Raw genomic sequence first — 24,235 nt, 5'->3', positions numbered from 1 at the left:
GGTCCGTCGCGGCCGGCGGAGCACCGCGATGGCCGGCGAGGTCGACCGAGCCGGCCTCGCCGGCTCAGCCTCCGGCTGCCCGGCGGGAACTGTCAGCCAGGCCCCGTGACCGCGCCGGTCGGTCCAGGCGCCGGCAGTGAGGTCGACGCACGCTGGTCGAGGACCCGCACCGCGAGTTCGCCCCAGCGGATGTTCTCCCGCTCGAACTCCATGCCCCGCAGCAGGGTGAGGTAGGGGCCGATGCGCTCGGCGTCGGCGAGGTGGTCGTCCTCGCTGCGGCCGTTCAGGAGTCGGGCCTGGAGGCGTTCGTACCGGGCCAGTTTGGCCGTGGCCCACGCGACGCGTTCGGTGATCGCCGCGCGCACGGCCTCCGCGTCCCCGGTGTCGACGCACTGGACCTTGACCAGCAGCTCGTCGCGGATGGTGGTCGGCCTTGTCGCAGGCGCCACGGTGTGGTCGCGCACGGCGGCGAGACCGGCCTCGGTCAGCGAGAAGAGACGCTTGGTGGGGCGCCGTTGCTGTTCGACCACACGGGCGCGGATCAGCCCGTCACGCTCCATCCGTTCCAGCTCCCGGTAGAGCTGCTGGGGCGTGGCCATCCAGAAGTTGGCCACCGACGCGTCGAACCCCTTGGCGAGGTCGTAACCGGATGCCTCGCCCTCCAACAGGGCGGCCATCACCGCGTCACGCAGAGCCATCCCGCCAACCTAGCACCCGGCTGTCCCGGCGAGGCAGCGACCGATCAGCCCTGGACTCCCGGCGCCGACCAGCCTCATACTCCTCGATACACCTATTCAACTAGTTGAATATGAGGTTGCCCCGTGCACCCGTTCCGCAAGGCCGTCGAGGACCGCGACGAGCAGGCCATCGAGGCCCTCCTGGCCGACAACGTCGTCTTCACCAGCCCCGTCGCCTTCAAGCCCTACCCCGGCAGGGCGATCACCGCGGCGATCCTGCGCGGAGTACTGCGCGTCTTCGAGGACTTCCGCTACGTTCGCGAGATCGCCGACCCGGGCGGCCACGACCACGCCTTCGTCTTCACCGCGACCGTGTCCGGCCGGCAGATCCACGGCTGCGACTTCCTGCACTTCGACGAGGACGGGAAGATCGACGAGTTCACCGTCATGGTCCGCCCGCTCTCCGCCGCGCAGGCGCTGGCCGAGGCGATGGGCGCCCAGTTCGACCGGATCGCCCAGGAGGCGGCCGGACACTGACCGCGACCCGACCCAGGGTGCTAACTTAGGTGAGCCTAACTATCGGATCGACGTAGCCCAGGGGGACCCCATGGCAGACCAACCGGCCCGCAGGACACCGCAGGCCCGCCGAGCACAGGTGGTGCGCACCGAGCGGATCACGCCGCACATGGTGCGTCTGGTCCTCGGCGGAACGGGCCTGGAGACCTTCGACGCCACGGAGTTCACCGACCACTACATCAAGGTGCTCTTCGCACCCGAGGGCGTGAGCTACCCGGAGCCCTTCGACCTGGCGCGGATCCGCGAGGAGTTCCCGCGTGAGCAATGGCCACTCACCCGGACCTACACGGTGCGGGCCTGGGACCCGGGGCTGCGCGAGCTGACCGTCGACTTCGTCGTGCACGGCGACGAGGGCCTGGCCGGACCGTGGGCGGCCCGCGCGCGGATCGGTGAGACGGTGCACTTCCTGGGCCCCGGCGGCGGCTATGCCCCGGACCCGGCCGCCGACTGGCACCTGCTGGCGGGCGACGAGAGCGCCCTGCCCGCGATCGCCGCGGCGCTGGAGCGGATGCCGGCCGACGCCGTGGTGCACGCCTTCGTGGAGATCGCGGACGCCGCGGAGGAGCAGAAGATCGTCTCACCCGCCGGCGTCGAGGTGAACTGGCTGCACCGCGGCGAGCGCCCGGTGGGCGAGGCACTGATCGAGGCGGTGGGCGCGCTGGACTTCCCCACCGGCACGGTGTCCGCCTTCGTGCACGGCGAGGCGGGCTTCGTGAAGGAGCTGCGGCGCCGGCTGCGCATGGAGCACGGCATCCCGCGCGAGCGGCTGTCGATCTCGGGCTACTGGCGGTTCGGCCAGAGCGACGAGGCCTGGCGGGCGACCAAGCGCGAGTGGAACGCCCAGGTGGAGGCCGAGCAGGAGCGGGCCGACTAGGCCTGTCTCCTCGGTCATCCGCGGATCCGGACGAGGATGACCGCGCGGTGGTGTTCCGCAGGTGGGAGCGGATCGCGTGCGAGGCGCGGTCCGCGATCACGGGGTCGGGCCCGGCACGTGGTCCGCTGTCCCACCTGGCGGCATCCTGGCGGAGACGACGGGAGGGGGCAGCCGGACGGTCGTCGCCCGGAGGCCCTCTTCGCGCTGCCGGTCGGGTCAGAGCCCGGCCGCCTGTTCCACCAGGTCGCCGGGATCGGTGTTCGCTCCACACAGCACCACGACGACCTTCTCCCCGTTGCCCGGCCGGTAGCCGCGGCTCGGCGCGGCGGGCCTGGTCGGCAGGTCCCGGTCGGGAACGTGGTGCGGCGGAGCCGTCAGTGCGGCCAGCGCCGCCGCCGCCCCGTGCTCCACGGCCACCCGGCGGTGGTCCCACAGGGCCTGGCGGGCACGGACGATCTCGGCGTCCGGGACGAGTACGGAGTGGACGCCCTCCTGCTGGGCGGCGTGCAGGGCCATGGCGGAGGTGCGGCGGGCGCCGAGGGAGTCGGCGGCGACGGAGTCCACGGTGACGTCGACCGGGCGACCGGCCTCGACGGCGGCGTTCAGCGCTCGGCAGTTCTCCGGCTCGACGGCGACGGTGCGGATGCCGTGCCGCCGGGCCGCGGTGGCCACGCCGGCGAACAGGCCGCCGCCGCCGACCGCGACCACCACGGTGTCCAGCCCGGGGACCTGCCGGCGGATCTCCTCCAGCAGGGTGCCCGCCCCGGCGGCGATCAGCGGGTGGTCGTAGGCGTGCGAGGCGAGTGCGCCGGTCGCGGCGGAGAAGTCCTCGCAGGCGGCCAGCGCCTCGGCGTACTCCGCGCCCACCAGGCGCACGTCGGCGCCGAAGCCGCGGAGCTTGGCGACCTTCACCGCCGGGGCGGTGGTCGGCAGGAACACCGTGGCGGTGACGCCCTGCCGCTGGGCGGCCCACGCGCAGGCGAGTCCGGCGTTGCCGCCCGACGCGATGGTCACCCCGGCGTCCGGGAGGGTGTCGGCGTCGCGGTGGGCCTGGATGAAGTTCTGCGCGCCCCGGGCCTTGAAGGATCCGGTGTGCTGCATGTACTCCAGCGCCAGCCACACCTCGCACGGCTCTTCCGGACGGTCGTCCAGCGGGTCACGGTGCGCGGTGCGGATCGCGCCGGGGTCGGCCGGGGCGAGGGTGACGGGGCGGATGCGTCCGGCGATCCGGTCGGTGGCGGCCTTGATGTCGCCGTACGTGAGCTGGTGCACTTCGTTGCTCCTGCTGGGAGAGGGTCAGGACCAGGCGATGAGCTGGCCGGTGGTGGTCAGGGCGAGGAAGAAGGCGAAGGCGATCCGTCGCTGCCCGGGGCAGGGCTCGACCGCGTGGAAGTTGGCCGGGTTGAACAGCAGTCCGTCGCCGTGCTCCGGCCGCAGGCTGACCCGCTGGCAGTGCTCGACGGTCTCGGGCCGGTAGCCGTACGCCTGGCGGTGACGCTCGTCGGCCGGCTCCCAGCGGTGGCGCCACACGGTGGTCGCCCCGCCGGTGACCGGGACGGCCACCCAGACGTTGAACGCGAGCTGGGCGACGGTCTCCTGGTCGAACAGGCCGGTGGGGAACTCGCGGTTCAGGTCGTCGTAGTGGACCAGCGCGCCGGCGTTGATCTCGCGCAGGGTGCCACCGAAGACCGCCCGGCCGCCGATGGTGGCCGGGGTGACGGCAGCGCCCCAGGCGGAGCCGAGCCGGGCCAGCGAGACGGCGACGGGGTCGGGGCGCATCCCGGCCCGGTGCCAGGCCGCCCGGGCGGCCTCGGCGTCGCACCAGTACCGGTCGGCGTCCAGCCGGCCGTCCTGGTCGCGGTAGTCGTTGAGGGCCGGGCCGAAGCGGACGATCGGGGTGGGCACCCGGGCCGGGGCGTAGTCGGCGGTGGGCAGCCGGCCCAACGCGGCCAGCGCGCCCGCGCAGGTCCGCCGGTCGAGGAAGTCGGGGACGCGGACGGCGGCGAGGGTGCCGGCGGCGAGGTTGGCCAGGTGCCGGTCGGTGAAGGCCGCGGTGTTCACGGCGGTGAACAGCGGGTCGAGCGCCGTGGTGCGGGGCATGTCGCCTCCGTGAGGAGATGGAAGCCTACCGTGACGATACGCCGTACCGTACGCTGACTCACATGCCAAGGCAATCCACTTCCCTGGACCTCGCGACTCCCGAACGCATCGCCGAGCAAGCCCTGTTGATCGTGGATCAGCAGGGCCCCGGCGCGCTCAGCTTCCGCACCCTGGCCGCCGCGCTGGACATCTCCGTGGCCTCGCTCCAGCGCCGTTGCACCGACCTGGCCGGCCTGCTCGACCTGGTCACCGACCAGCTCGCCGCCCAGCTCCCGGTCGTCGCCGCGGACACGGACTGGGCGAGCGCCACCGAGACCCGCTTCACCGCACTGTACGAGCTGCTGACGGCCCATCCGGGCCTGGTCGCCCTGCGCGGTGGCCGACCCTGGCTCGGCCCGCAGTTGCTGAAGCGCCTGGTCGAACCGCAGCTCGCCGGCTCCCTCGCGGCCGGTATGACGCCCGAGGAGGCGATCGGCTGCTACCGGCGGCTGTACCTGCTGACCCTGGGCTGCGCGAGCTTCGTCGACCACCGCGACCCGAAGGCCGCCCAGGCCGCCACCCGGCGGGCACTGGCCACGCTGGACCCCGAGGAGTTCCCGGTGCTGACCGGCCACCTCGCCGCCATCCTGCCCGCCGTGGTCGACCACGGGGTCTACTTCGGCGCGCTCCGCCAGCTCATCCACGCCGCCGACCCCGTCCGGGACGGCCTGCGCACAGGGACCAACCGGTGACCGCTCCCCCACTCCGGCCGAGCAGGACCCGGTGCCGCCCGGCATCACCGCCTCCCCGCGGCTGCTCGCCGCCCCTGGCACGGCGAGCGTGAAGGGGGCCTGGCGGCGCCGGCACCGCGATGCCGCCGCGGCGGCCCTGGACAGGGCACAACACGCGGGGGCGGCTGCCGGATCGAAGGTGCGTCGGACATCAGAATGAGTACTTCGTGCGAGAAGAGCCTCCTGGACCTGCTGGCACCGGGCGGGAAACTGGTCAGTTACGGACTGATCGCCAAGGAGCCGATCTCGGTGCACGCGTCGACACTGCTGAGCAAGTCGCTGACGGTGCGCGGCAGGAACATCGGCCGGTGGCCGTCCGAAGCCTCCACCGAACAGCGGCGATCCGACGTCGCCACCGCGCGACAGATCGCGCTGGCGCTCACCGACCAGTTCGACGTGGCCGCCACGTACGGCCTGGCCGAGCTGGCCGACGCCGTCGAGCACGCGGTACGGCCCGGCAAGATCGGCCTCGTCCTCGTCCGCCCCTGGTGACCGCCGCCGTAGCCGGCAGACGCCAAGCCGCCACGCGGCCGTCGTCGACCACCTCGCCTTCGGCAGCGTCCCGCCGAACGGTGGGCTGCGGAGCGGCGGGCGCCGGCGGCGGATCGGGCACGCCCTGGTGCGATCCCGTCGCCCGGCCGCGCCATGCCGGTCGGCCACGTCGAGTCACAGCTGGGGAGGCACGTCGCCGCCGAGGAGGGTGACCAACTGGGCGAGGAGGGCGTCGAGTTCGCGGCCGACCTCGGAGATCCGCGGGTTGCCGTAGCTGGCGAACAGCAGGCTGGGCTGGTCGACGGCGAGTTTGGTGTCACCGTCGGGGTCCTCGTAGAGCAGGGTTCGCAGCGGTGCGTGCAGCATGACTGACGGGTCGTGGCGAAACATGCGCTCGGCGATGGTGTGGTTGCCCATCAGGTACTGGGTGGCTTTCCAGGGGGACGACGAGCCGGCCATGAGGGCGGTGATGTCGTCGCGGTGGTAGCGCATGAATCCGTGTGGGGCGTTGATCTCGGCGAGCTCGAGCGTGGCCTGCCAGGAGGCCATCTGGAAGAAGCGGTGGAAATCAGTCTCGGGGACGAGGGTTTCGTAGTGCTCGCGCGCCGTGTCGTAGGGCTGGGGAAGCGCCACGACCAGCCGCCGGGCTGGGTGGTCGATGACGGCATTGTCCGTAGTCATGGCTGTGCCTGTTCGCGGTCGGAATGGACGAGCTCGACACCGTGGATGTCGAGCGTGATGGAGGGGAGGTTGAGGTTGACGCTGTTGTCGGGGTTCCGGCGGAAGACCCTCCGCCGGGTCGCCACGAGCAGCCCGTCGAAACTCCGGTAGCGGCTGGTGTAGTGGCCGACGAGGGTGCTGCCGTTGACCTCGGCGACGTAGTCCATGCGGCGTTGCGCGCCGAGGGTGTCGAAGTAGAACACCTGGTCGGGGCTGTGTGTGGCGATTTCCGGTGGGAAGCGCACCCGCAGGCGCCGCCAGGTCTGCCCGGCCTCATGCCACGGTTCGATCTCGCGGGCCCGCACGTCTGGACGGGTGAACAGGAACGGTGTGGTGAAGTAGTTCCAGCATGCGTAGCCCAGGAAGTAGCCGAGGTGCAGGGCGTCCCAGGCGCTGTTGCGCAGCATTCCCTTGAAGCCGGCACGTGCGGGGGCGAGGGTCTCGACGGGTTCGCCGTCGAGGGTCCGCATGGTGACGCTGTCGGTGGCGGCGTCGAAGACCATCTGCTGGTCGGGACGGGTGAACGGGCTGAACACGATGTGCTCTCCGACCGTGTCGAGCGTCAGGAGCTGGTCGAACGTCTTCTCCGGCGGCCAGCCCTTCGTCGCCCAGATCGGGCCTCCGATGGAGATGTCGATCTTCAGGCCACGCAGGGTGTCCCAGAGTTCTTGACCGCCGGTGGTGGCGATCGCCAGATCGAGGAGTTCGTCACTCATGGACCGGGTGCTTTCCGTCGCGATGCGTATGGCCGTCAGCGTGCAGGGAGCGGGAATGGCACGCAACCGCTGCGGCGGACCTCGGCATCGAGATCGACCGCCACGGGTCCTCGGCCGGCCCCGCCGCTGCCGAGGAAGTCGGTGACGAACCGGCGCGCGTACGCCGCGTCGAGACCGGCCGGACGGAACACGACGCGGACCCGTAGCGGAAAGCGTGTCCTGTACGTACGGACGCCGCAGGGATCGGACCTGCTCGGCTTCTCCCCGACCGCGTCCCCGTGACACCGGGCGCCTGCCGGCCGCGCTCGCCGAGCTCGGCCGCGACTGACATCGAGCCTTCGATCAGCAGGCGATCTCCTGAACAGAACGGAAAATGAAAGGTGACATCCGCGATCTGGTGTATGATTTGAAACCTGAGGGTGGCCTCCGGGACTGGTATCACGGTGATGCCGACGGATCACCCGCCACTAGGGGGAAGCACCATGACCTACCAACTCGAAGCGGCGCGGGCGACGATCGACGAGCGTCTGCGCGCGGCCGAGGAGTACCGCCTCATCCGCGCGGCCCGACTCAAGAACCGAGCCGAGCGCACCACCCAGCGCGCCCGCCAGGCCCTGACCAACCTGACCGCGTGAACTCCCCGATCGCAACGGGCCGTCACCGAATCACCGGTGACGGCCCGTCCTGCTTCCCACGCTGAAGATCCGCCGCGAACCAGCCGGCGCCGCCTGGAGCCGGCGCCGAGGAAGCCCGGGGCTGCCCGGCCCTCGTGACCTGCGGCACGGCCCTCGGCGAGTTGACCGACGCCCTCGAGGCCGGGGACGTCGACGTCCCCGGCCTCTCCGGCGCCCGGCGAGCCATCCAACCCGGCACGTCCCGGTTCGGCTCCGCCCGCCGCTCCCCATCGGGGTGCTCCGCCTCGCCGGGGCCATCCGGCTACCGGAGTCCCCCGCCTGACCCCTCGTCCGCCCGATCCCGCGACCGGCGCGCGGGCGTCAGCCGGCGACGGGCCCGAACGGCGCGGACCCGTCGGAGGTCTCGGGCGCTTCGGCCCGCGGCGCCCGCGGCGCGACCCCGCCGACACCACCGTTGAGATCCCGGTGAACCACCGCGGCGATCGCCTGGATCGTGTCGATCCCGTCCGATTCATCGGGGTTGTCCTGGGTCAGGACCGCCATCCGGTAGTCCTTGCCGGGTCCGGTGAAGATGCCCAGGCTGTGCACCCGCCAGCCGTGGGTGGCCCGGGGCAACCAGCCGTTCTTGACGTGCACGGTGACCGAGGCCGGCGCGCCGAAGGGGGTGCCCCAACGCTGGTCGGCCTCCACCTGGCTCATCAGCCCCAGGCCGTACGCCTTCGCCGCGGGCGTGATCACGTTCGAGTTGCCGGTGAACACGTCCAGCGCCTTCATCTCGTCGGCGGCGGTGATCTGGGTGAGGCCCCAGTAACCGTCGGCGCCCAACTGGGTGTCCTTCATCCCCGCCAGCTCGAGGAAGGACTGGAGACGGGGCATGCCCAGGCTCTGCCACAGCGCGGTGGCCGCGTCGTTGTCGGACGCGGTGATCATCTGTTGGAGGTTGCCGTCCTCCCAGTCGGTCAGGTAGCGGTGCTCGTCCTCGGCCCGGCGCAGCACGGCACCCATGATGGTCACCTTGACGACGCTCGCCGAGTCGAAGTGCTCATCGGCATGGAAGGCGCAGGACACACCGGTGGTGTCGTCCGTCACCGCGAAAGCCACCGTGTCCTTCCGGCCGGCCAGCGCGCTCCCGATGTCGGAGGAGAGCCGGGCGGCGAGCCGCGGGTCATGCGCGGAGGAGCAGTAGCCCTGCTGCGGTGCGGAACCGGTCGCCGCCTGTGCGCCGGTGGGCACGGCTGACACCAGCAACGTCACCGCGGTTCCGGCGGCCAGCCTGGCGAGCGGGCGGCGTATGGGGTGGGACTCGAAGGTTGTCATCGGAAGGGGATCCTTCTGGGAGTTCGAGCGGCATGCGTGCCGTGCGTGTTGATCACGCTTCTGTTATCACGCGCGAACTCCCGCTGACGTTGCGTCAGTGAGCGGTGGATCGGCCGATCGGCTCAGTGGCGGCTGCCACCTCCGCCCGGGACCCGGACACTCGCCGGGTCTCAGGCCGCGCCCCGGTCCGGCTTGCCGAGGAGGGCCAGCTCCTCCCCGGTCAGGCGCAGGGCGCCGGCGGCGATGTTCTCGGCCAGGTGCGCCGGGTTCGTGGTCCCGGGAATGGCCAGTACGTGCGGACCGCGGTGGAGCGTCCAGGCGAGGCGTACCTGGGCCGGCGTCGCGCCGTGGGCGCGGGCGACCGCGTGGACGCGCGCGTCCTGTTCCCGGGCCGCGGCCGCCTCGCGCCGCAGGCCGGAGACGGCGAAGAACGGGACGAAGGCGATGCCCTGCTCCCGGCAGAGGTCCACCAACCCGCTCTCGTCGGCGCCGCGCAGGTCCAGGCCGTAGGAGTTCTGCACGCAGACCACGGGCGCGATCGCCCGGGCCTCGGCCACGTGCTCCGGCCGGACGTTGGAGAGCCCGAGGTGCCGGACCAGGCCCGCCTCGCGCAACTCGGCGAGGGCGCCGAACTGCTCGGCGATCGAGGCCGTCCCGGGGCCGTTGCGGCGCAGGTTCACCACGTCCAGATGGTCCCGGCCGAGCTGGCGCAGGTTCTCCTCGACCTGGCCGCGCAGCTGCTCGGGGCGGGCCATGGTGAGCCACTCGCCGGAGGGATCGCGCCCCGGGCCGACCTTGGTCACCACGACCACGTCGTCGCGCCAGGACGAGAGGGCCCGGTTGACGAGCTCGTTCGCGGACCGCAGCGGTGAGAAGTAGAAGGCGGCCGTGTCGATGTGGTTGACGCCCTGCTCGAACGCGCTGTGCAGCAGGCGAACGGCGGCATCGCGGTCGATCGGCGTGCCGTCGGAGTTCCCCATCATTCCGTTGCCGGTCAGCCGCATCGCGCCGTAGCCGACACGGTTCACCTCCAGGTCCCCGAGTTTCCAGGTTCCTGCCGCCGCCGCTGCGCTCACCGTGCTCCTTCGCCCGTTGGTTCGTCAGGTCCCGAGTATGGGTGGTCGCGGAGTGCTGCGACAGGTCGTGAGCTGGGCGAAACGTCACATCCACATCGGGAACGAACCGTCGTCGCCCAGCCGTTGGACCTGCCGAGAGACGTTCGGTCAGGACGTCGTTCCGGTCACCGCCTGCCGGCTCGCCCACGCGCAGGCGTGACGGCCGCGAGGGCACGGCGCGCCGCGGGTGGGGCGCCGCTCTCATTCGGGCCAGTCGGAGTTCCTGATCACCTCCACGAAGTCGCCACGCTGGAAACCGGGGACGTAGTGGGTCAGGACGTCCGCCTTGACGTTGCCGAAGGTGGTCTGCGGGCGGTCCTTGATGCCCTCAGTGAACGCGGCGAGGATCTGGTTCTTGAAGTCCGGACGCGGGTGCGCCGCGACCACGGCCGTGCGCTGCTCGTCGGAGACAGCGTGGTAGCCGATGCCCAGGACGTCCAGCTCCACGCCACGGGTGACCAGTGCCACCTCGGGTGCCATGTGCAACGGGATCTCGGGAGTGGTGTGCAGGGCGATGGCCGTCCAGACCCGGTCGGCCCGCTCGCCCGTGATGCCGTGCCCGCGCAGGAAACGGCGGGCCTCGTCGGCACCGTCGATCTCGAAGCGCTGGTCCGTGCGGCGGAAACGCTTGGTCAGCCCCAGATCGTGGAACATCGCCCCCACGTACAGCAGCTCGGGATCGAAGTCGAGTCCCTGCTCCCGGCCGCGCAACGCCCCGAAGAGGAACACCCGCCGGGAGTGGTCGAACACCAACGGCGAAGCTGCTTCACGCACCAGTTCGGTTGCCTCCCGCACCAGAGGGCTGTCCGGGATCCGCACGCCCGCGATCGTCTCACTCATGATGTGCGCCTTCCTACGCTGATCGGTGACTGCCTCCACGGTCGCCCGGTGACGCAACCTGGCGCCATGTCAATTTAGCCAGGAGAAACTCAGATTCAGACATGACGCAGCGCGTGGCTTCTTTGGTGTTCGACGGCGTGACCATGCTCGACGTGAGCGGCCCCGGGGAGGTGCTGCACCAGGCCGATCGTGGCCGGGCCGGCCGAACCGAGTCACGGGAGGTCTGCTGTCGGACGGGTGTGTCAGAGTCTGCGCATGCTCGAGATCACGGTGAAGACGGAGAACTGGGAGCGGCACGTCCGTGTGTCCGCCGAGGAGCTGGCCGGGCTGGTCCGGCGAATCGGCGGTGACGGTGACCGGTTCCTGGTGGTCCAGCGGATACCCGACCTGCCCGACGTCTTCGTCCAGGTCTGGCACGAGGCCGGTGGTGGCTACACGCTGGAACACCGCGACCACTCCGCTGACCGGCACTTCCAGGCGATGGCCGACGGGCCGGAGGCCGTGATCGCGGCGATTTCCGGCTGGGCCCGCCAGGAGGCCGGTTGGGACGCTGGTCCGGCCTGGTCACTGCTGGACATGGGCCCCACCCGTGAGGTGCCGCCACTCGACCTCGACGAGGAGGAGCGCGAGGAGTTGGAGAGGCACGTCCGCGAGGTACTGGTCGGCGGCTACGCGTCCCGCGCCGAACTGACCGAGCTCGCTGAGGAGTACCTGGTGAGCGAGGACCGCCGGCCCGTCTCGAGCGAGCAGGCGCGGGCGCTGGCCGACCGGATGTGGCTGGAGCGCGTGGCGGAGCAGGCCGAGTGGCGGGGCGAGACCGACCCCGAACGGCTCACCCGCGCGTTCATCGCCCTGCAGGAGGCCGGTGTCACCGCCCGCGAGAACTTCACCTGCTGCCGCAACTGCGGCCAGTCGGAGATCGCCGGTGAAGGCGGGCCCGACGCCCGCGGCTTCGTCTACTTCCACTCCCAGTGCACGGACTCCGCCGCGGCCGGCCACGGACTGGCGCTCCTCTACGGTGGCTTCGACGGCTCGTCGGAGACCACCGGCGCGATCGGCCGCGAGGTCGTGGCCGCCCTCGAGGTGGTCGGCCTGCGCGCCGAGTGGGACGGTGACCCCGGCCGGGCCATCACCGTCACTCCCCTCGACTGGCGCCGCCGCCTGGTCGGTTAGCGGTCGCGAGGCCGGCGGCCGCGGCCGGGCCGACGTGGTGGCCGGCTCGGCCGCCCGGGCGCGCTGCCCGGCCACGGCCGGCGATCCGCCCCGTCCCTCAGCCGTGGTAGCGCGCGATGAGCCTGGTGAACGCGTACGGCGACTGGTCGATCCCGCTGCAGGTGTCGCCGGCGGAGGTGCCGGCCGGGCAGGGGCGGTCCCGGTTGACGGCCCAGAAGGTGAAGCGGGCCAGGTGATGGACCTGGGCGTAGCGGAGCATGGTGGTGAAGTCGGCCGTGGAGGCGACCTCGTCGGCCTCGTCGGTGTGGCCGTTCATCGAGGAGATGCCGATGTGGCGGTAGGCCGTCGCCAGGCTGTAGCCGTACGCCTTGGCGACGGAGCGCGCGAGGCTGTCCGCCGCCGCCGCGCTGGCCGCGCCCATGGAGCCGGTGTGGCCGCCGAAGTCGAACGGCATGATGACCCAGCCGTCGACCGGGAGCCGGGCCGCCGCGCCCCTGGCGATCAGGTCGAGCCCGGTGGCGTCCGGACCGCTCGGGGTGGTGCCGAAGGTGACGTACACCTTCAGGGCCGGGTCGGCGGTCTTGACGATCTCCAGCGCGCTGATCACCCGCTGGCGCACGACGGCGTCGGCGACCTCGGTGTTCTCGATGTCGATGTCCATCGCGTGCAGCCGGTAGGTGGTGATCACCTTCTGGTAGGCGGCCGCCAGCGCGCTCGGGGAGCCGCACTTCTCGCCCAGCTTGTTCCCGGCCCAGCCGCCGAAGGACACCACGACGTCGCCGCCGGCCGCCCGGATCCGGTTGATCGCGCTCTGGTCGCTGCCGCCGGTGAGCGGCCGGGTGCCGTCCCAGGCCGGGGCGCAGGTGCCGTCGCTGAGCATGAACGCGAGCGTCAGCTGCCGTACCCCGCCCGCCGACAGCACGCTCACCGGGTCCGGCGGGTTGCCCCAACCCAGGTACTCGTACGGGGCGTTGCGGCCGACCGGTCCCCCGGTGGCGGCCTGTCCGGCAGGGGCGAGCGCGACGGGCACGGCGGTGAGCAGGGCGGCGGTGGCGAGAGCGGCCAGGCGGCGGGCCAGGGTGCGCGGTGTCATGGCAGACGAATGAACCATGATGACAGGTTCTCGTCAAGATGCCGACCCTGCGGGCCAGTTGCGGCTTCACCCGGGCCCGAATGACCGCGTTGATCGAGGCGGAACCGCGCTCGGCCGGCCTCGACGCCCCGTCACGGACCCCACGCCGCCCGGCCTTTCGCCCGTTCTGGCGCGGGTCGGCGGCCGCGCGACCGGCCCGGGCGACGGGACCCGCCCCGGATCCGGGACGGGCTGCCGTCCGCAGGGCGGCAGCCCGTCGGGCAGGGAGCCTCGACCGTCAGCGGGGCGGGATCCCCCGCAGGCCGTTCCCGGGGACGGGTCAGGCCGCGGCGCGCTCCTCGGGCAGGCGGCGACGCAGCGCGGTCCGCTGGATGGCGGGTGGGTTGTAGGCCATGTCGAGCGTCCCGATGTCGGTACCGGGAGGCACGATGGCGTCGATCTGGTCGAGGATCTCGTCGGTCAGGGTGGTCTCGGCGCCCGCGAGCAGGTCGTCGAGGTGGTCCATGGTGCGCGGCCCGATGATCGCGGAGGTGACGCCGGGGTGGGAGATCGCGAAGGCCATGGCCAGGTGCGTCAGCGACATCCCCGCCGCTTCGGCGAGGGGAACGAGCTGTTCGACGACATCGAGCCGGCGTTCGTCGCTCAGGTGCCTGAAGCCGAAGCCGGCTCGATGGGTGGTGGCCTGCCGGCCCTTGCGGTAGCGGCCGGTGAGCAGTCCCCCGCCCAGCGGACTCCAGACCAGCGTGCCCATCCCGTAGTGCTGACAGACCGGCAGCACCTCGCGTTCGATGCCCCGGTTGAGGATCGAGTACGACGGCTGTTCGGTGCGGAAGCGCCGCAGGCCACGCCGTTCGGCGACCCACTGCGCCTCGACGATGTCCGAGGCGGGGAAGGAGGAGTGACCGATGGCCCGGACCTTGCCCGCGCGCATCAGGTCGGTGAGGGCCGAGAGGGTCTCCTCCACGTCGGTGTCCGGGGCGGGGCGGTGGATCTGGAACAGGTCGACGTGGTCGGTCCGCAGCCGGCGCAGCGAGTCGTCCAGTGCGCGCGTCAGCCAGCGCCGCGAGTTGCCCTGTTGGTTGGGGTCGTCGCCCATCGGGAGGTGCGCCTTGGTGGCGAGCACGACGTTGTCCCGGCGGCCCTTGAGGGCCTTGCCGACGATCTCTTCGGACTCGCCGCGCGAGTAGGCGTCGGCGGTGTCGACGAAGTTGATGCCCGCGTCCAGCGCCTTGTGGATGACGCGCGTGGAGTCGTCGTGGTCGGGGTTGCCGATGGCGCCGAACATCATCGCGCCCAGGCAGTACGGGCTGACCTTGATGCCGGTTCGGCCCAGCATGCGGTACTTCATGGTTCTCCTCGTGCGTAGTGGTCGGCGCCCACCGCGGCGCGATACGCCGGCGCAAGCGGAACATCGTTCCACTACAACGATACGGAACACCGTTCCGGTTATCAACCGTAGTTCCCGTGGTTCACCGTGCACGACGGCGCGCCGATGCGGGACATCCTCACCAGCGCGTGCGCGCCGACGCACTCGCGCGAGGGATCACCACCAGGTCGGGCGTGCCGCTCTCGGCCCTCGGGCGTGGGACGTCCACGGGTCCGGAGAATTCGCCGCCACGACGCGGGCCGCGCACGTACCGTGTCGCAGAGGATGAATGCGCGTTCGATGGAGGGGGAAGAGACATGAGGCAGAGCACACGGCGCCGCCGGCGGAGTTCTCTCACCGGGTACGCGGCCGCGGCCGCCGCGGCCGTCTTGGCGGTGTGCGGCTCGGGATCCGCTTCGGCGGCCACACCCGGGAACGTCACGGCCGGCGGCACCACCGTCGGGGCGCGGGCCGGAGCCGGCGCCCCTGGGCAGGCGGACGTCCTGAGTGCGCCGACGCTCGTCGCGCACAGCGTGCTGGGGGACGTCGGGTACCGCGAGGTGGGTGAGGGCAGCCCGATCCTGTTGGTCATGGGGTACGGCGGATCCATGGACGACTGGGCCCCGTCATTCGTGGACGCCCTCGCCGCCCACCACCGGGTCATCGTCTTCGACAACGCGGGAGTCGGGCGGACCAGCGCCCTGCCGGCGCCGCTGACCGTCTCGGCGATGGCCGACCAGACCAGCGCGCTGATCTCCTCGCTGCGGCTGCACCGACCGGCCGTTCTCGGCTGGTCCATGGGCGGCATGATCGCCCAGGCTCTGGCCGTGCGGCATCCAGGCCAGGTCGGCCGGCTCGTCCTGACCGCCACGCAGGCCGGAACCGGAAGGTCCCTGCCCGTTCCACCCGCCGCTGCCGCTGCCCTGAACAGCCCGATCCCCGCGGTCGAGCTGTCCGTCCTGTTCCCGGGGGACCAGACCGCCGCGGCGCGGGCCTACGCCGGGGGGATTCTCCAGTACCCGAACTTCTACCGGGCTTCTGACGTCGTGAAGAACGCGCAGACCGGCGCCGTCCAGCAGTGGATGGCGGGCGCAGAGCCCGCGGGTCGCCAGGTGGGCCGCATCCGCACCCCCATCCTGGTCGCCGACGGGACCCTGGACGCGCTGGACCCGACGGCCAACGACGTGATCCTGACGCACAGCCTGCGCCGGGCTGGTCTGGCGCTGTACCCCGACGCCGGGCACGCCTTCCTCTTCCAGGACGCGGCGGAGTTCGTCCCGGCCGTGGACCGCTTCGTGAGCTGAACACGTACGGGCCGCCGCCGGCCCCGACGAACGGCGCCCTGTGACAACCGTGCGCCCGTGCCGTGCCGCCAGTTCCACCGTTCGGGGGAAAACCCGCCGCCGCGCGGAGCGGATTCGTCGCGACGACGGGCGGGTGCGGATGACTTGGGCCGTCCAGCACGCGGGAAAGGCGAACTCCTCATGTCACCAGGGAACCCGTCCGACGGGGCGCTCTGTCTGGTCACCGGGGCCACCGGCTACATCGGCGGGCGACTCGTGCCCGAGCTGCTGGCCGCGGGCTACCGCGTACGGTGCCTGGCGCGTGATCCGGGGCGGCTGCGCGACCAGCCGTGGTCGGCCCGGGTCGAGGCGGTGCGCGGCGACGTGACGAAGCCGCAGACGCTTCCGGATGCCTTCCGGGACGTCGAGGTCGCCTACTACCTGGTGCACGCCATCGGCACCGGACCGGGCTTCGAGGAGACCGACCGCACCGCCGCCCGCGCCTTCGCGGCGGCGGGCCACACGGCCGGGGTGCGGCGGATCGTCTACCTCGGCGGACTGACTCCGCAGGGCGTGCGGGAGAGCGAGCTGTCGCCTCATCTGCGCTCGCGGGCCGAGGTGGGCCGCATCCTGTTGGCCGGTCCGGTGCCGGCGGCCCAGTTGCGGGCCGCGGTGATCATCGGTTCGGGTTCGGCGTCCTTCGAGATGCTGCGGTACCTGACCGAACGGCTGCCGGTGATGGTCACGCCGACCTGGGTGAACACCAGGATCCAGCCGATCGCCGTCCGCGACGTGCTGCGCTACCTGGTCGGCGCGGCCAGGCTGCCGGGGACGGTCAACCGGAGTTTCGACATCGGCGGCCCCGACGTCCTGACGTACCGGCAGATGATGACCCGCTACGCGGCTGTCGCCGGGCTGCCGCGCCGGGTGATCGTGCCGGTGCCGGTGCTCACCCCCCGCCTGTCCAGCCACTGGGTGGGCCTGGTCACCCCGGTCCCGTCGGGTATCGCCCGTCCGCTGGTCGAGTCGCTGCGGCACGAGGTGGTCTGCTGCGAGCACGACATCAGGGACCACGTCCCGGACCCGCCGGGCGGCCTGGTCGGTTTCCAGGACGCCGTCCGCCTGGCACTCAGACGCGTGCGGGACGCCGACGTCGCCACCCGTTGGTCGTCCGCCGCGGTGCCCGGCGCCCCCAGCGACCCGCTGCCCACCGACCCCGACTGGTCCGGCGGCAGCCTCTACCAGGACCGGCGCTCGGTGGCCGTCGACGCCGAGGCGGGCGCGCTGTGGCAGGTCATCGAGGGCATCGGCGGCGAGAGCGGTTGGTACTCCCTCCCGCTCGGCTGGGAGCTGCGGGGATGGCTGGACCGGCTGGTCGGCGGGGTGGGGCTGCGTCGTGGGCGGCGCGACCCGCGACGGCTGCGGGTCGGCGACTCGCTGGACTTCTGGCGGGTCGAGGAGATCGAGCCCGGACGGTTGCTGAGGCTCCGGGCCGAGATGCGGTTGCCGGGCCGGGCATGGCTGGAACTGACCGTCACGGACGCCGCCGAGGGACGATGCGTCTACCGGCAGCGCGCGCTGTTCCGGCCGCACGGCCTGGCCGGACACGCGTACTGGTGGACCATCGCGCCGTTCCACGCCCTGGTCTTCGGCACCATGGCCCGCAACATCGCCCACCGGGCGCGGCAGCTCATGGCCTCCGCCGACGCTCACTCCGCGGGCCTCGGCCTGCCCGACGACCCCACCGCGCCGCCCACCGGAAGGGGGGCACGGTGAAGGCCTCGGTCGCGCTGTTCACCGCTGACCTGCGCGTTCACGACAACCCCGTGCTGAGCTCGGCGCTGGCGGACGCGAACGGCACGGTGGTGCCGCTCTTCGTCCTGGACCCGGCCGTGGATCGGGCCGGTTTCCTGGTGCCCAATCGGGCCGCGTTCCTCGCCGACTGCCTCGCGGACCTCGACGCGGCGCTGCGGAAGCGCGGCGGACGCCTGATCGTCCGACACGGCGACGTGGCGGAGCAGGTGTGCCGGGTGGCGCACGAGGCAGGTGCCGGTACCGTGCACGTCGCGGGCGGGGTGAGCGGCCACGCGACGCGTCGTGAGGACCGGCTGCGGAGGGCGCTGTCCGCGTCCGGCCGCGAACTGCGGGTGCACGACGCCGTGGTGACGGTGCTGGCTCCGGGGCAGGTCCTGCCGTCCGGGGCGAAGTCCAAGGGCCACTTCGCGGTCTTCACTCCGTACTTCCGCCGCTGGTGCTCCGAGACGCCACGCGGTGTCCTCCGGGCGCCCCGCGGGATCAGGACCCCGGAGGTGCGCTCCGACCCGCCGCCGAAGGCTGCCGACCTGGCAGGTGGGTGGGTGTCGCCGGCACTGCCCCCCGGGGGCGAGGGCGAGGGCCGCGGACGAATGCGCCGCTGGGAGTCGGCCGCCTTGGACGAGTACGCCGACCGGCACGACGACCTGGCGGGCGACGCGACCTCGCGCCTGTCGCCGTACCTGCACTTCGGCTGTCTGTCGGCGGTGGAGCTGGTGGGGCGGGCGCGGGCCCGCGGCGGCGCCGGAGCGGACGCCTTCGTGCGGCAGCTCGCCTGGCGTGACTTCCACCACCAGGTACTCGCCGCACGACCCGACGCGGCCCACCAGGACTACCGGCCGCGCGGCGACCGGTGGCGGCACGACGCCGAGGAGATCGCCGCATGGCGGGACGGCCGGACCGGCTACCCCGTGGTGGACGCGGGGATGCGCCAGTTGCGGCACGAGGGCTGGATGCACAACCGGGCACGACTGCTGACGGCCAGCTTCCTGACCAAGACCCTCTACGTCGACTGGCGCGTCGGGGCCGCCCACTTCCTCGACCTGCTGGTCGACGGAGATGTGGCGAACAACCAGCTCAACTGGCAGTGGGTGGCGGGCACCGGTACCGACACCCGGCCGAACCGGGTGCTCAATCCACTCGCGCAGGCCGCCCGTTTCGACCCCGACGGTGCCTACGTGCGGCGGTGGGTCCCCGAGCTCGCCTCGGTCGGCGGCCCCGCCGTGCACCGCCCCTGGCGGTTGCCCGCCACCGAACGCGCACGGCTCGACTACCCCGACCCCATCGTCGACCTCGACCAGGCCCTCGCCCGCTTCCGGCAGGCGCGCCGCATCGACTGACGTCGTCCTCAGCTCCGGCCGTCCACCGTGGCGGCCTCCTTCGCGACGACCACGCGCGCCCTGCCGCACACTACGCAATCTCCGTTGCCGTTCTGGCAAGCTGGGGGCATGGACGACGACCTCGACCGAACGCTCGACGCGGTCGGCCCCCGGCTACGCGCGCTGCGCCGCCAGCGGGAGACCACGCTGGCCGACCTCTCGGCAGCGACCGGCATCTCGGTGAGCACCCTGTCCCGGCTGGAGTCCGGCACTCGCCGACCCAACCTCGAACTGCTGCTCCCCCTGGCCAGAGCCCACGGCGTCACGCTCGACGAACTCGTCGGCGCGCCGCCCACCGGAGATCCGCGCATCCACCTGCGCCCGGTCACCCGCCACGGCATGACCATGCTGCCCCTGACCCGCCGGGCCGGCGGCATCCAGGCGTACAAGCTGGTGATCCCGGCTGGCAGCTCCCGGAAGGACGCCGATCCACAGACCCACGAGGGTTACGAGTGGCTCTACGTCCTCAACGGACGGCTGCGGCTCGTCCTCGGGGACCACGATCTGGTGCTCTCCCCCGGGGAGGCGGCCGAGTTCGACACCCGCGTGCCGCACTGGTTCGGCGCCGTCGATGCCGAACCGGTCGAGTTCCTCAGCCTGTTCGGCGGGCAGGGGGAACGCGCACACCTCCGCGCACGCCCCAGGACAGAACACTCATCCGGACGACCCGGCCAGGGGCCACCGTCAGATGGTCCCGGGTGACGGAGCAGGGCGAGGTGCTCGGCGGCTGTTCCCGGCACGGCGTCGCCCTCCCCGGGCGACCCGCGGCGGCGGGCGCCCAACGGACGAGACGGCGGCCCACGGGCCTGAGCCGCAGCGGTACGCCGGGCACCGGGTGGAGGTGACCCGGTGTACGGCCCGGTCGGCGTCAGGCCGCGCGGGCCCGCCGGTAGGCGGCCAGGTCGCCCACCGAGACGAGGGCGAGTCGTTCTCGATCGGCGAGGTCCAGCAGATCGTCCAGCCTTCCCATGCCCCAGTCGGATCGGACGAGCTCGCACATGGTGGTCACGCCGGACAGCCCGGCCAGGCGGGACAGATCGACGGCGGCCTCGGTGTGGCCGTCGCGTTCCAGCACACCGCCACGGCCGGCTTCACTGGTCGGCGAGAGAACGCGGCCATGGGGCAGACCCCGCGCGCAAGCGCACGCGGGCTGCCCCATGGGACGGCGTGGCGCGCGACGGGGACACGATGACGGCAGACGGCCCGCCCCCGTTGCGCGCACGTCGTTCCGGGGAGAAGCGAGCACCAGTCCGCCGACGGCCCGTCAGGGGACACCGCCGGTCGGACAGTGGATCGCCGCGCACTGCCTTCCATCCGGACTTTCACCGTCGGTCCTGGAGTTCCACCAGGTCAACCAGCCGATGGCTTCGGCTGGGTCGCGGACTTTCACCGCCGGTTCGGAATTGCACCGACCCCGGAGCGCGCGAACACTCAGGGGGATCTTGGCACGACTCGGCATGACAGCGGCGCCCCCTCGGCGCGACCCGTGAGACGGCGCCGCTGCCGCGCCGGGCGCCGGCTCATGCCACCCGGCGCCCGGCGCGCGGGAGCCGGAGGCATGGCCTCCCGCGCGCCGGGCGGGAGCGGACCGTAGGCTGCCACCATGACCGATGTCTTGACGCCGAGTCCCGCCGAGGCCTTCGAGATGCTGCTCGCCGGCAACCTCCGGTTCGTCGCCGGCCTGCCCCAGCACCCGAACCAGGACGCCGCCCGCCGTACCGAGACCGCTCCGGGCCAGAGCCCGTTCGCGGTGTTGTTCGGGTGCTCCGACTCCCGCCTGGCCGCGGAGATCATCTTCGACCGGGGGCTGGGCGACATGTTCGTGGTCCGCACCGCCGGGCACGTCGTGGGCACCGAGGTCCTGGGCAGCATCGAGTACGGGGTGAGCGTGCTGGAGTGCCCGCTGGTCGTGGTCCTGGGCCACGACTCGTGCGGGGCGATCGCCGCCGCCCGCGCCGCCGCCGACGGCGGCAGGACGCCGGGCGGATTCGTACGGGACGTGGTCGAACGGGTGACCCCGAGCGTGCTCGCCGCGCGCGCCGCCGGACGGGACGAACCGGAGGAGATCCTCCACGAGCACATAAGGAGCACCGTCGACCTGCTGCTGGACCGCTCCCGCATCCTCGCCGAGCGCGTCGCCGCCGGCCGGCTCGCGGTCGCGGGCCTGTCCTACCGCCTGGCCGACGGCAGCGCGCACCTGGTCGCCGCCAGGGGCCTTCCCGCCCCTGCCGTCACGGCGTGACACCCGGTCACAACGGGGGCACCTCCACGGGTCGCTGACCGCTGACCGCTCAGCGTCGCTGAAGACCGGCGGAACCAGCCGCCCCGGTTCCGCGTCCACCATGCCCACCATCACTGAACTGACAATCAGTTTCATCAGGACCGGCGCAACGCCCAGGGCAGGAAGAACCACAGCCCCGCGAACATCAACATGCTGGCGCTGGTGACGGCGATCGCGGCCGCGCGACCGAGAACCACGTCGATCAGCAGGAGCACCACGCCGTTCAGCGCGAGCGCGAGGAAGACCAGGCCCACCAGGGCGAGCCGGGTCGACAGCTCCACGATCCGGCGCTTGGCCCCGCGGTGGAACAGGCCCCGGTGCAAGGCCACCGGGGTGGCCAGGACCGTGGAGGAGACCACGGTCAGCAGCAGGGCGGTGACGTAGACGCCCTGCTGGGCATCGCTCAACTGCGCGAAGCGCGGCGTGAACGCCACGCCGAGGAGGAAGGCGAACACGATCTGGACGCCGGTCTGCACGACCCGAAGCTCCTGGAGCAGCTCGACCAGGTTCCGGTCGGCCCGTTCCTCGACCGTCTCGTGACGCTGCGGCACAGGGGGGTGCTCCGGCTGTTCCTGCATGGATCCCAATGTCGCCCGATGAGCGGGAGCACGCGAGCCAGGTTCGTCCGCACCCTGATCCGGCCGCGCCGGGGGCTGGGGGACTGACGCCCGCCATACTGCGGGTGGACACGCGACCCAGGACGACGACGTACGACCGGGTGCCCACCGGCGAGGCCCAGATCCGGCAGCTCCCGCGCCCCCGGGGCGGGGCCGCGCCGGGCCCGGTCCCCGCATCGGGCGGTGCCTCACGGCTGGCGGGACATGGACCTGATACCCCTGCCGAACGTGGCCACCAGCGCGGAGGCCGCGACCAGGAGCGGGAAGACCAGCATCGCCGTGCGGCCGGGGACGTGGGCCAGCAGCACCCCGGCGAGGGCGGGTGCCAGAGCGGCCGCCGAGGTGGCGGCCAGGAGGAGCAGGCTGACCACCCGACCCTGGAGGTGGTCCGGGGTGACGGCCGCCTGGTAGCCGAAGAGGGCGGCGTTGGCGGTGGGACCGAGGAACAGCGCGGCGGCGAGGGGTACCGCGGTCACGATGCTGGTGGACACCAGCACGCTGAGCGCCATCAGTACGGCGGTGGACCAGCAGATCACCGTGATCAGCGTCGGCAGGCGCAGTCGGCGTTGCAGGGCCGGAGCGGCGATGGCACCGAGGAGACCGCCCACAGCGATGATCATGCTGACCAGGCCGACGAGGACCGGCGAGAGTCCGGAGCGTCGCAACGAGATGGTCATCGCGAAGATCATGCCGGTGAAGGCCATGTTGAGCGGGGCGGCGATCACGAGCAGGGCCCGGAGGAACGGACTGCCCAGGACGAACCGCAGGCCCTCCCCTCCGGGGCCGCCTCCGGAGGGGGCCGTGGCCGGCCGGGGCTGTTGCAGGGGCCGGCGGATGCACAGGACGGCCGACAGCGACAGCAGGAAGCTGAGGGCGTTGCCGAAGAACGGCAGCGCCTTGCCGAGCCCGAACAGCAGGCCGCCCAGGGGCGGCCCGACCAGCGACGTGCCGTACGCCCGTGCCTCGTTGCGGGCGACGGCGGTGACGATCTGATCCTGACCCACCAGGCTGCGGACCGCGGCGTGTTCGGCGGTGCTGAAGACGGCGGTCGCGGCAGCGCTCCCGGCGACCACCGCCAGGATCACGGCCAGACCGGCGGCGCCGGCCTCGACGGCGCAGGCGAGGACCGCGTACACGACGAGCCGGAAGACGTCACAGAAGATCATCAGCCGGCGCCGGTCGAAGCGGTCGACGAGGAGGCCGGCCGGCAGCCGGGAGATCATCGTGACGGCGAAACCGACCGTGCCGACGAAGCCGGCCTGTGCCGGCGACCGGGTCAGCTGGAACACCAGGAGGGGCAGCGCCAGGTCGGCCATGGCACTGCCGGTGTCCGAGAGGCACTGGCCGGTCCAGAGCAGGTTGAAGGCGCGGTTGCGCCACAGGCTCGGCGGCCGGCTGGTCCGGGACGGGTCGAGGGCGTCCCCGGTGAGTGGCTGTGTCACGTCGACTCCGTCGTGGATACGATCAGCATCTTCGTCACCGAACCGTTGTCGGCGACGACGTCGCGCAGGTGCCGGAAGCCCAGACGCCGGCACAACGCCAGGCTCGCGGTGTTCTCCGCGCCCACCATCCCGTAGACCTCCTTGAGTCCGAGGCCGTCGGCGGCATGGCGCAGCAGGCCGCGGATCACCTCCGTGCCGAGTCCCCGACCCCAGAACTCCGGGGCGAGCGCGGTGACCAGTTCATGGCCGTCGACGTTTCCCGTCCTCTTCACCTCCGCGTGGCCCGCGTACGTCCTGCCGTCCAGCCACAGGCCCCACACGTCGAAGAGACGTCTGGGGTACACCTCGGTCAGGATCGAGCGGAACAGCACGCGGACCTCCGGCTCGGGCACGAGGTCCTGGCCCATCCAGCGGCACACGTCCGCATTGCGCAGGAGGGCGACGAAGGCGTCCTCGTCCTCGTCCCGGTAGGGGATGAACTCCACGTGTTCGGTGTGCATAACAGGGGTCATGGTGGGCTCCTCGGGGTGTCGTGGGGCGGGCCTGCTGGTCCGTGCCGCGGCGGCGCGCGGGCTGGCCGACGCGGCACCGGACGGTGAGGCCGGGGCGGTTGGGGCGGCGGTGCTGTGGAGCTGGAGGCTGCGGGACAGGGCGCCGGGAGTCGCGGCGGCGGTGCCGCGGGTGGCGGGGCGCCGGCCGGCGAGGTCGGCCGGCGCCCCGTCCCCCGACCGGTCAGGCTTCGACGTTCTCCATGCGCTCGCGCAGGCTCCGCGGCCGCATGTCGGTCCAGACCTCGTCGACGTAGGCGGAGCACTCCGCCTCGGTGCCCTCCTTGCCGACGGTCCGCCAGCCCGCGGGCACCTCGATGTCGACCGGCCAGAGGGAGTACTGCTCCTCGTCGTTGCACAGCACCTGGTAGACGGTGTTCTCGTCCATGTCACGTTCCTTCGTCATCGC

The 24,235-nt window shown here is 72.3% G+C and carries 26 protein-coding genes and 1 riboswitch; of the genes, 11 read left to right on the top strand and 15 right to left on the bottom strand.

Translation table 11 applies throughout. The features are described 5' to 3' along the window. Positions 1 to 92 precede the first annotated feature (92 nt). Entirely contained in the window at positions 93 to 698 is a 606-nt protein-coding gene (locus ACIGXM_RS15945; protein WP_396561121.1) for a PadR family transcriptional regulator, read from the bottom strand. 123 nt (positions 699 to 821) lie between these two features. Here ACIGXM_RS15945 and ACIGXM_RS15940 point away from each other — a divergent pair, with 123 nt between their 5' ends. Both ACIGXM_RS15940 and ACIGXM_RS15935 read left to right on the top strand, forming a co-directional pair. After that, positions 822 to 1,214, top strand: coding sequence for a nuclear transport factor 2 family protein (locus tag ACIGXM_RS15940; protein ID WP_396561119.1), 393 nt, complete (start codon positions 822 to 824; stop codon positions 1,212 to 1,214). Between the two features lie 70 nt (positions 1,215 to 1,284). Continuing rightward, the gene (locus ACIGXM_RS15935; protein ID WP_396561117.1) at positions 1,285 to 2,127 is read left to right on the top strand and encodes a siderophore-interacting protein; all 843 of its coding nucleotides are present in this window, start codon (positions 1,285 to 1,287) and stop codon (positions 2,125 to 2,127) included. Positions 2,128 to 2,343: 216 nt separating this feature from the next. Here the strand turns inward: ACIGXM_RS15935 and ACIGXM_RS15930 are convergent, their stop codons facing one another. Continuing rightward, positions 2,344 to 3,399: a threonine/serine dehydratase gene (locus ACIGXM_RS15930; protein ID WP_396561115.1), complete on the bottom strand. Its 1,056-nt coding sequence runs from the start codon at positions 3,397 to 3,399 to the stop codon at positions 2,344 to 2,346. A 24-nt stretch (positions 3,400 to 3,423) separates the two neighbouring features. Further along, positions 3,424 to 4,227 carry a proline hydroxylase gene (locus ACIGXM_RS15925; RefSeq protein WP_396561113.1) on the bottom strand — a complete coding sequence of 268 codons (804 nt, stop codon included), beginning with the start codon at positions 4,225 to 4,227 and terminating at the stop codon, positions 3,424 to 3,426. Positions 4,228 to 4,289: 62 nt separating this feature from the next. Between ACIGXM_RS15925 and ACIGXM_RS15920 the strand changes: the two genes are divergently transcribed. Then, complete coding sequence (locus ACIGXM_RS15920) at positions 4,290 to 4,958, top strand: TetR/AcrR family transcriptional regulator C-terminal domain-containing protein (RefSeq protein ID WP_396561111.1); 669 nt, start codon at positions 4,290 to 4,292, stop codon at positions 4,956 to 4,958. A gap of 195 nt (positions 4,959 to 5,153) precedes the next feature. Further along, entirely contained in the window at positions 5,154 to 5,489 is a 336-nt protein-coding gene (locus ACIGXM_RS15915) for a hypothetical protein (protein ID WP_396561109.1), read from the top strand. A gap of 174 nt (positions 5,490 to 5,663) precedes the next feature. Here the strand turns inward: ACIGXM_RS15915 and ACIGXM_RS15910 are convergent, their stop codons facing one another. Together ACIGXM_RS15910 and ACIGXM_RS15905 are read right to left on the bottom strand one after the other, a co-directional pair. Continuing rightward, positions 5,664 to 6,170, bottom strand: a complete 507-nt coding sequence (locus ACIGXM_RS15910; protein WP_396561107.1) for a DUF302 domain-containing protein — start codon at positions 6,168 to 6,170, stop codon at positions 5,664 to 5,666. Continuing rightward, on the bottom strand, positions 6,167 to 6,925 hold the full coding sequence (locus ACIGXM_RS15905) for a hypothetical protein (protein WP_396561105.1): 759 nt from the start codon (positions 6,923 to 6,925) through the stop codon (positions 6,167 to 6,169). The genes ACIGXM_RS15910 and ACIGXM_RS15905 overlap by 4 nt, the downstream gene beginning before the upstream one ends. Before the next feature lie 482 nt (positions 6,926 to 7,407). Here ACIGXM_RS15905 and ACIGXM_RS15900 point away from each other — a divergent pair, with 482 nt between their 5' ends. Further along, a complete protein-coding gene (locus ACIGXM_RS15900; protein WP_396561103.1) occupies positions 7,408 to 7,560 on the top strand; it encodes a hypothetical protein in 153 nt (50 codons plus the stop codon). 360 nt (positions 7,561 to 7,920) lie between these two features. On the opposite strand, the gene ACIGXM_RS15895 is transcribed toward ACIGXM_RS15900, so the two are convergent. From ACIGXM_RS15895 to ACIGXM_RS15885, 3 genes are all read right to left on the bottom strand, one after another. Next, on the bottom strand, positions 7,921 to 8,877 hold the full coding sequence (locus ACIGXM_RS15895) for a serine hydrolase (RefSeq protein WP_396561101.1): 957 nt from the start codon (positions 8,875 to 8,877) through the stop codon (positions 7,921 to 7,923). 170 nt (positions 8,878 to 9,047) lie between these two features. Continuing rightward, the gene (locus ACIGXM_RS15890) at positions 9,048 to 9,953 is read right to left on the bottom strand and encodes an oxidoreductase (protein ID WP_396561099.1); all 906 of its coding nucleotides are present in this window, start codon (positions 9,951 to 9,953) and stop codon (positions 9,048 to 9,050) included. A 240-nt stretch (positions 9,954 to 10,193) separates the two neighbouring features. After that, positions 10,194 to 10,832 (bottom strand): HD domain-containing protein, encoded by a 639-nt coding sequence (locus ACIGXM_RS15885; protein WP_396561097.1) that lies wholly within the window; start codon positions 10,830 to 10,832, stop codon positions 10,194 to 10,196. A gap of 255 nt (positions 10,833 to 11,087) precedes the next feature. On the opposite strand from ACIGXM_RS15885, the gene ACIGXM_RS15880 reads away from it, so the two are divergent. Further along, positions 11,088 to 12,005 carry a DUF6891 domain-containing protein gene (locus ACIGXM_RS15880; protein ID WP_396561095.1) on the top strand — a complete coding sequence of 306 codons (918 nt, stop codon included), beginning with the start codon at positions 11,088 to 11,090 and terminating at the stop codon, positions 12,003 to 12,005. A 97-nt stretch (positions 12,006 to 12,102) separates the two neighbouring features. Here the strand turns inward: ACIGXM_RS15880 and ACIGXM_RS15875 are convergent, their stop codons facing one another. Further along, on the bottom strand, positions 12,103 to 13,098 hold the full coding sequence (locus ACIGXM_RS15875; RefSeq protein ID WP_396561093.1) for a chitinase: 996 nt from the start codon (positions 13,096 to 13,098) through the stop codon (positions 12,103 to 12,105). Positions 13,099 to 13,417: 319 nt separating this feature from the next. Next, positions 13,418 to 14,446: an aldo/keto reductase gene (locus ACIGXM_RS15870; RefSeq protein WP_396561091.1), complete on the bottom strand. Its 1,029-nt coding sequence runs from the start codon at positions 14,444 to 14,446 to the stop codon at positions 13,418 to 13,420. Positions 14,447 to 14,781: 335 nt separating this feature from the next. Between ACIGXM_RS15870 and ACIGXM_RS15865 the strand changes: the two genes are divergently transcribed. The 4 genes from ACIGXM_RS15865 to ACIGXM_RS15850 all read left to right on the top strand — a co-directional run bounded on the left by ACIGXM_RS15865 (position 14,782) and on the right by ACIGXM_RS15850 (position 19,640). Further along, a complete protein-coding gene (locus ACIGXM_RS15865; RefSeq protein WP_396561089.1) occupies positions 14,782 to 15,768 on the top strand; it encodes an alpha/beta fold hydrolase in 987 nt (328 codons plus the stop codon). 180 nt (positions 15,769 to 15,948) lie between these two features. After that, the gene (locus ACIGXM_RS15860; RefSeq protein WP_396561087.1) at positions 15,949 to 17,523 is read left to right on the top strand and encodes an SDR family oxidoreductase; all 1,575 of its coding nucleotides are present in this window, start codon (positions 15,949 to 15,951) and stop codon (positions 17,521 to 17,523) included. Continuing rightward, positions 17,520 to 18,899: a cryptochrome/photolyase family protein gene (locus ACIGXM_RS15855; protein ID WP_396561085.1), complete on the top strand. Its 1,380-nt coding sequence runs from the start codon at positions 17,520 to 17,522 to the stop codon at positions 18,897 to 18,899. Before ACIGXM_RS15860 ends, ACIGXM_RS15855 begins: the two co-directional genes overlap by 4 nt. Before the next feature lie 108 nt (positions 18,900 to 19,007). Then, the gene (locus ACIGXM_RS15850; protein WP_396561083.1) at positions 19,008 to 19,640 is read left to right on the top strand and encodes a helix-turn-helix domain-containing protein; all 633 of its coding nucleotides are present in this window, start codon (positions 19,008 to 19,010) and stop codon (positions 19,638 to 19,640) included. Between the two features lie 166 nt (positions 19,641 to 19,806). On the opposite strand, the gene ACIGXM_RS15845 is transcribed toward ACIGXM_RS15850, so the two are convergent. Further along, entirely contained in the window at positions 19,807 to 20,097 is a 291-nt protein-coding gene (locus ACIGXM_RS15845; protein ID WP_396561081.1) for a 3,4-dihydroxy-2-butanone-4-phosphate synthase, read from the bottom strand. Between the two features lie 137 nt (positions 20,098 to 20,234). Further along, positions 20,235 to 20,365, bottom strand: a riboswitch (FMN riboswitch). 176 nt (positions 20,366 to 20,541) lie between these two features. On the opposite strand from ACIGXM_RS15845, the gene ACIGXM_RS15840 reads away from it, so the two are divergent. Continuing rightward, positions 20,542 to 21,180 (top strand): carbonic anhydrase, encoded by a 639-nt coding sequence (locus tag ACIGXM_RS15840; protein WP_396561079.1) that lies wholly within the window; start codon positions 20,542 to 20,544, stop codon positions 21,178 to 21,180. A gap of 134 nt (positions 21,181 to 21,314) precedes the next feature. Here the strand turns inward: ACIGXM_RS15840 and ACIGXM_RS15835 are convergent, their stop codons facing one another. The 4 genes from ACIGXM_RS15835 to ACIGXM_RS15820 all read right to left on the bottom strand — a co-directional run bounded on the left by ACIGXM_RS15835 (position 21,315) and on the right by ACIGXM_RS15820 (position 24,214). Next, on the bottom strand, positions 21,315 to 21,797 hold the full coding sequence (locus ACIGXM_RS15835; RefSeq protein ID WP_396561077.1) for a DUF6328 family protein: 483 nt from the start codon (positions 21,795 to 21,797) through the stop codon (positions 21,315 to 21,317). A 227-nt stretch (positions 21,798 to 22,024) separates the two neighbouring features. Next, the gene (locus tag ACIGXM_RS15830) at positions 22,025 to 23,278 is read right to left on the bottom strand and encodes an MFS transporter (RefSeq protein ID WP_396561075.1); all 1,254 of its coding nucleotides are present in this window, start codon (positions 23,276 to 23,278) and stop codon (positions 22,025 to 22,027) included. Continuing rightward, positions 23,275 to 23,790 (bottom strand): GNAT family N-acetyltransferase, encoded by a 516-nt coding sequence (locus ACIGXM_RS15825; protein WP_396561073.1) that lies wholly within the window; start codon positions 23,788 to 23,790, stop codon positions 23,275 to 23,277. The genes ACIGXM_RS15830 and ACIGXM_RS15825 overlap by 4 nt, the downstream gene beginning before the upstream one ends. 220 nt (positions 23,791 to 24,010) lie before the next feature. Beyond that, positions 24,011 to 24,214 (bottom strand): MbtH family protein, encoded by a 204-nt coding sequence (locus tag ACIGXM_RS15820; protein WP_396561274.1) that lies wholly within the window; start codon positions 24,212 to 24,214, stop codon positions 24,011 to 24,013. Between the last annotated feature and the right edge of the window lie 21 nt (positions 24,215 to 24,235).

The sequence above is a fragment of the Kitasatospora sp. NPDC052896 genome (assembly GCF_044547075.1).
In the GTDB taxonomy this organism is placed as follows: domain Bacteria; phylum Actinomycetota; class Actinomycetes; order Streptomycetales; family Streptomycetaceae; genus Kitasatospora.
The sequence above is the reverse complement of the archived record's forward strand: the minus strand, read 5'-3'. Positions and strand labels throughout refer to the sequence as shown.

Coding starts and splice junctions, on each gene's coding strand:
- ACIGXM_RS15900 (WP_396561103.1), top strand. CDS start 7,408: ATGACCTACCAACTCGAAGCGGCGCGGGCGACGATCGACGAGCGTCTG.
- ACIGXM_RS15885 (WP_396561097.1), bottom strand. CDS start 10,832: ATGAGTGAGACGATCGCGGGCGTGCGGATCCCGGACAGCCCTCTGGTG.
- ACIGXM_RS15895 (WP_396561101.1), bottom strand. CDS start 8,877: ATGACAACCTTCGAGTCCCACCCCATACGCCGCCCGCTCGCCAGGCTG.
- ACIGXM_RS15850 (WP_396561083.1), top strand. CDS start 19,008: ATGGACGACGACCTCGACCGAACGCTCGACGCGGTCGGCCCCCGGCTA.
- ACIGXM_RS15925 (WP_396561113.1), bottom strand. CDS start 4,227: ATGCCCCGCACCACGGCGCTCGACCCGCTGTTCACCGCCGTGAACACC.
- ACIGXM_RS15820 (WP_396561274.1), bottom strand. CDS start 24,214: ATGGACGAGAACACCGTCTACCAGGTGCTGTGCAACGACGAGGAGCAG.
- ACIGXM_RS15870 (WP_396561091.1), bottom strand. CDS start 14,446: ATGAAGTACCGCATGCTGGGCCGAACCGGCATCAAGGTCAGCCCGTAC.
- ACIGXM_RS15905 (WP_396561105.1), bottom strand. CDS start 6,925: ATGAGTGACGAACTCCTCGATCTGGCGATCGCCACCACCGGCGGTCAA.
- ACIGXM_RS15825 (WP_396561073.1), bottom strand. CDS start 23,790: ATGACCCCTGTTATGCACACCGAACACGTGGAGTTCATCCCCTACCGG.
- ACIGXM_RS15845 (WP_396561081.1), bottom strand. CDS start 20,097: ATGGGGCAGCCCGCGTGCGCTTGCGCGCGGGGTCTGCCCCATGGCCGC.
- ACIGXM_RS15935 (WP_396561117.1), top strand. CDS start 1,285: ATGGCAGACCAACCGGCCCGCAGGACACCGCAGGCCCGCCGAGCACAG.
- ACIGXM_RS15865 (WP_396561089.1), top strand. CDS start 14,782: ATGAGGCAGAGCACACGGCGCCGCCGGCGGAGTTCTCTCACCGGGTAC.
- ACIGXM_RS15920 (WP_396561111.1), top strand. CDS start 4,290: ATGCCAAGGCAATCCACTTCCCTGGACCTCGCGACTCCCGAACGCATC.
- ACIGXM_RS15880 (WP_396561095.1), top strand. CDS start 11,088: ATGCTCGAGATCACGGTGAAGACGGAGAACTGGGAGCGGCACGTCCGT.
- ACIGXM_RS15860 (WP_396561087.1), top strand. CDS start 15,949: ATGTCACCAGGGAACCCGTCCGACGGGGCGCTCTGTCTGGTCACCGGG.
- ACIGXM_RS15915 (WP_396561109.1), top strand. CDS start 5,154: ATGAGTACTTCGTGCGAGAAGAGCCTCCTGGACCTGCTGGCACCGGGC.
- ACIGXM_RS15910 (WP_396561107.1), bottom strand. CDS start 6,170: ATGACTACGGACAATGCCGTCATCGACCACCCAGCCCGGCGGCTGGTC.
- ACIGXM_RS15835 (WP_396561077.1), bottom strand. CDS start 21,797: ATGCAGGAACAGCCGGAGCACCCCCCTGTGCCGCAGCGTCACGAGACG.
- ACIGXM_RS15945 (WP_396561121.1), bottom strand. CDS start 698: ATGGCTCTGCGTGACGCGGTGATGGCCGCCCTGTTGGAGGGCGAGGCA.
- ACIGXM_RS15840 (WP_396561079.1), top strand. CDS start 20,542: ATGACCGATGTCTTGACGCCGAGTCCCGCCGAGGCCTTCGAGATGCTG.
- ACIGXM_RS15875 (WP_396561093.1), bottom strand. CDS start 13,098: ATGACACCGCGCACCCTGGCCCGCCGCCTGGCCGCTCTCGCCACCGCC.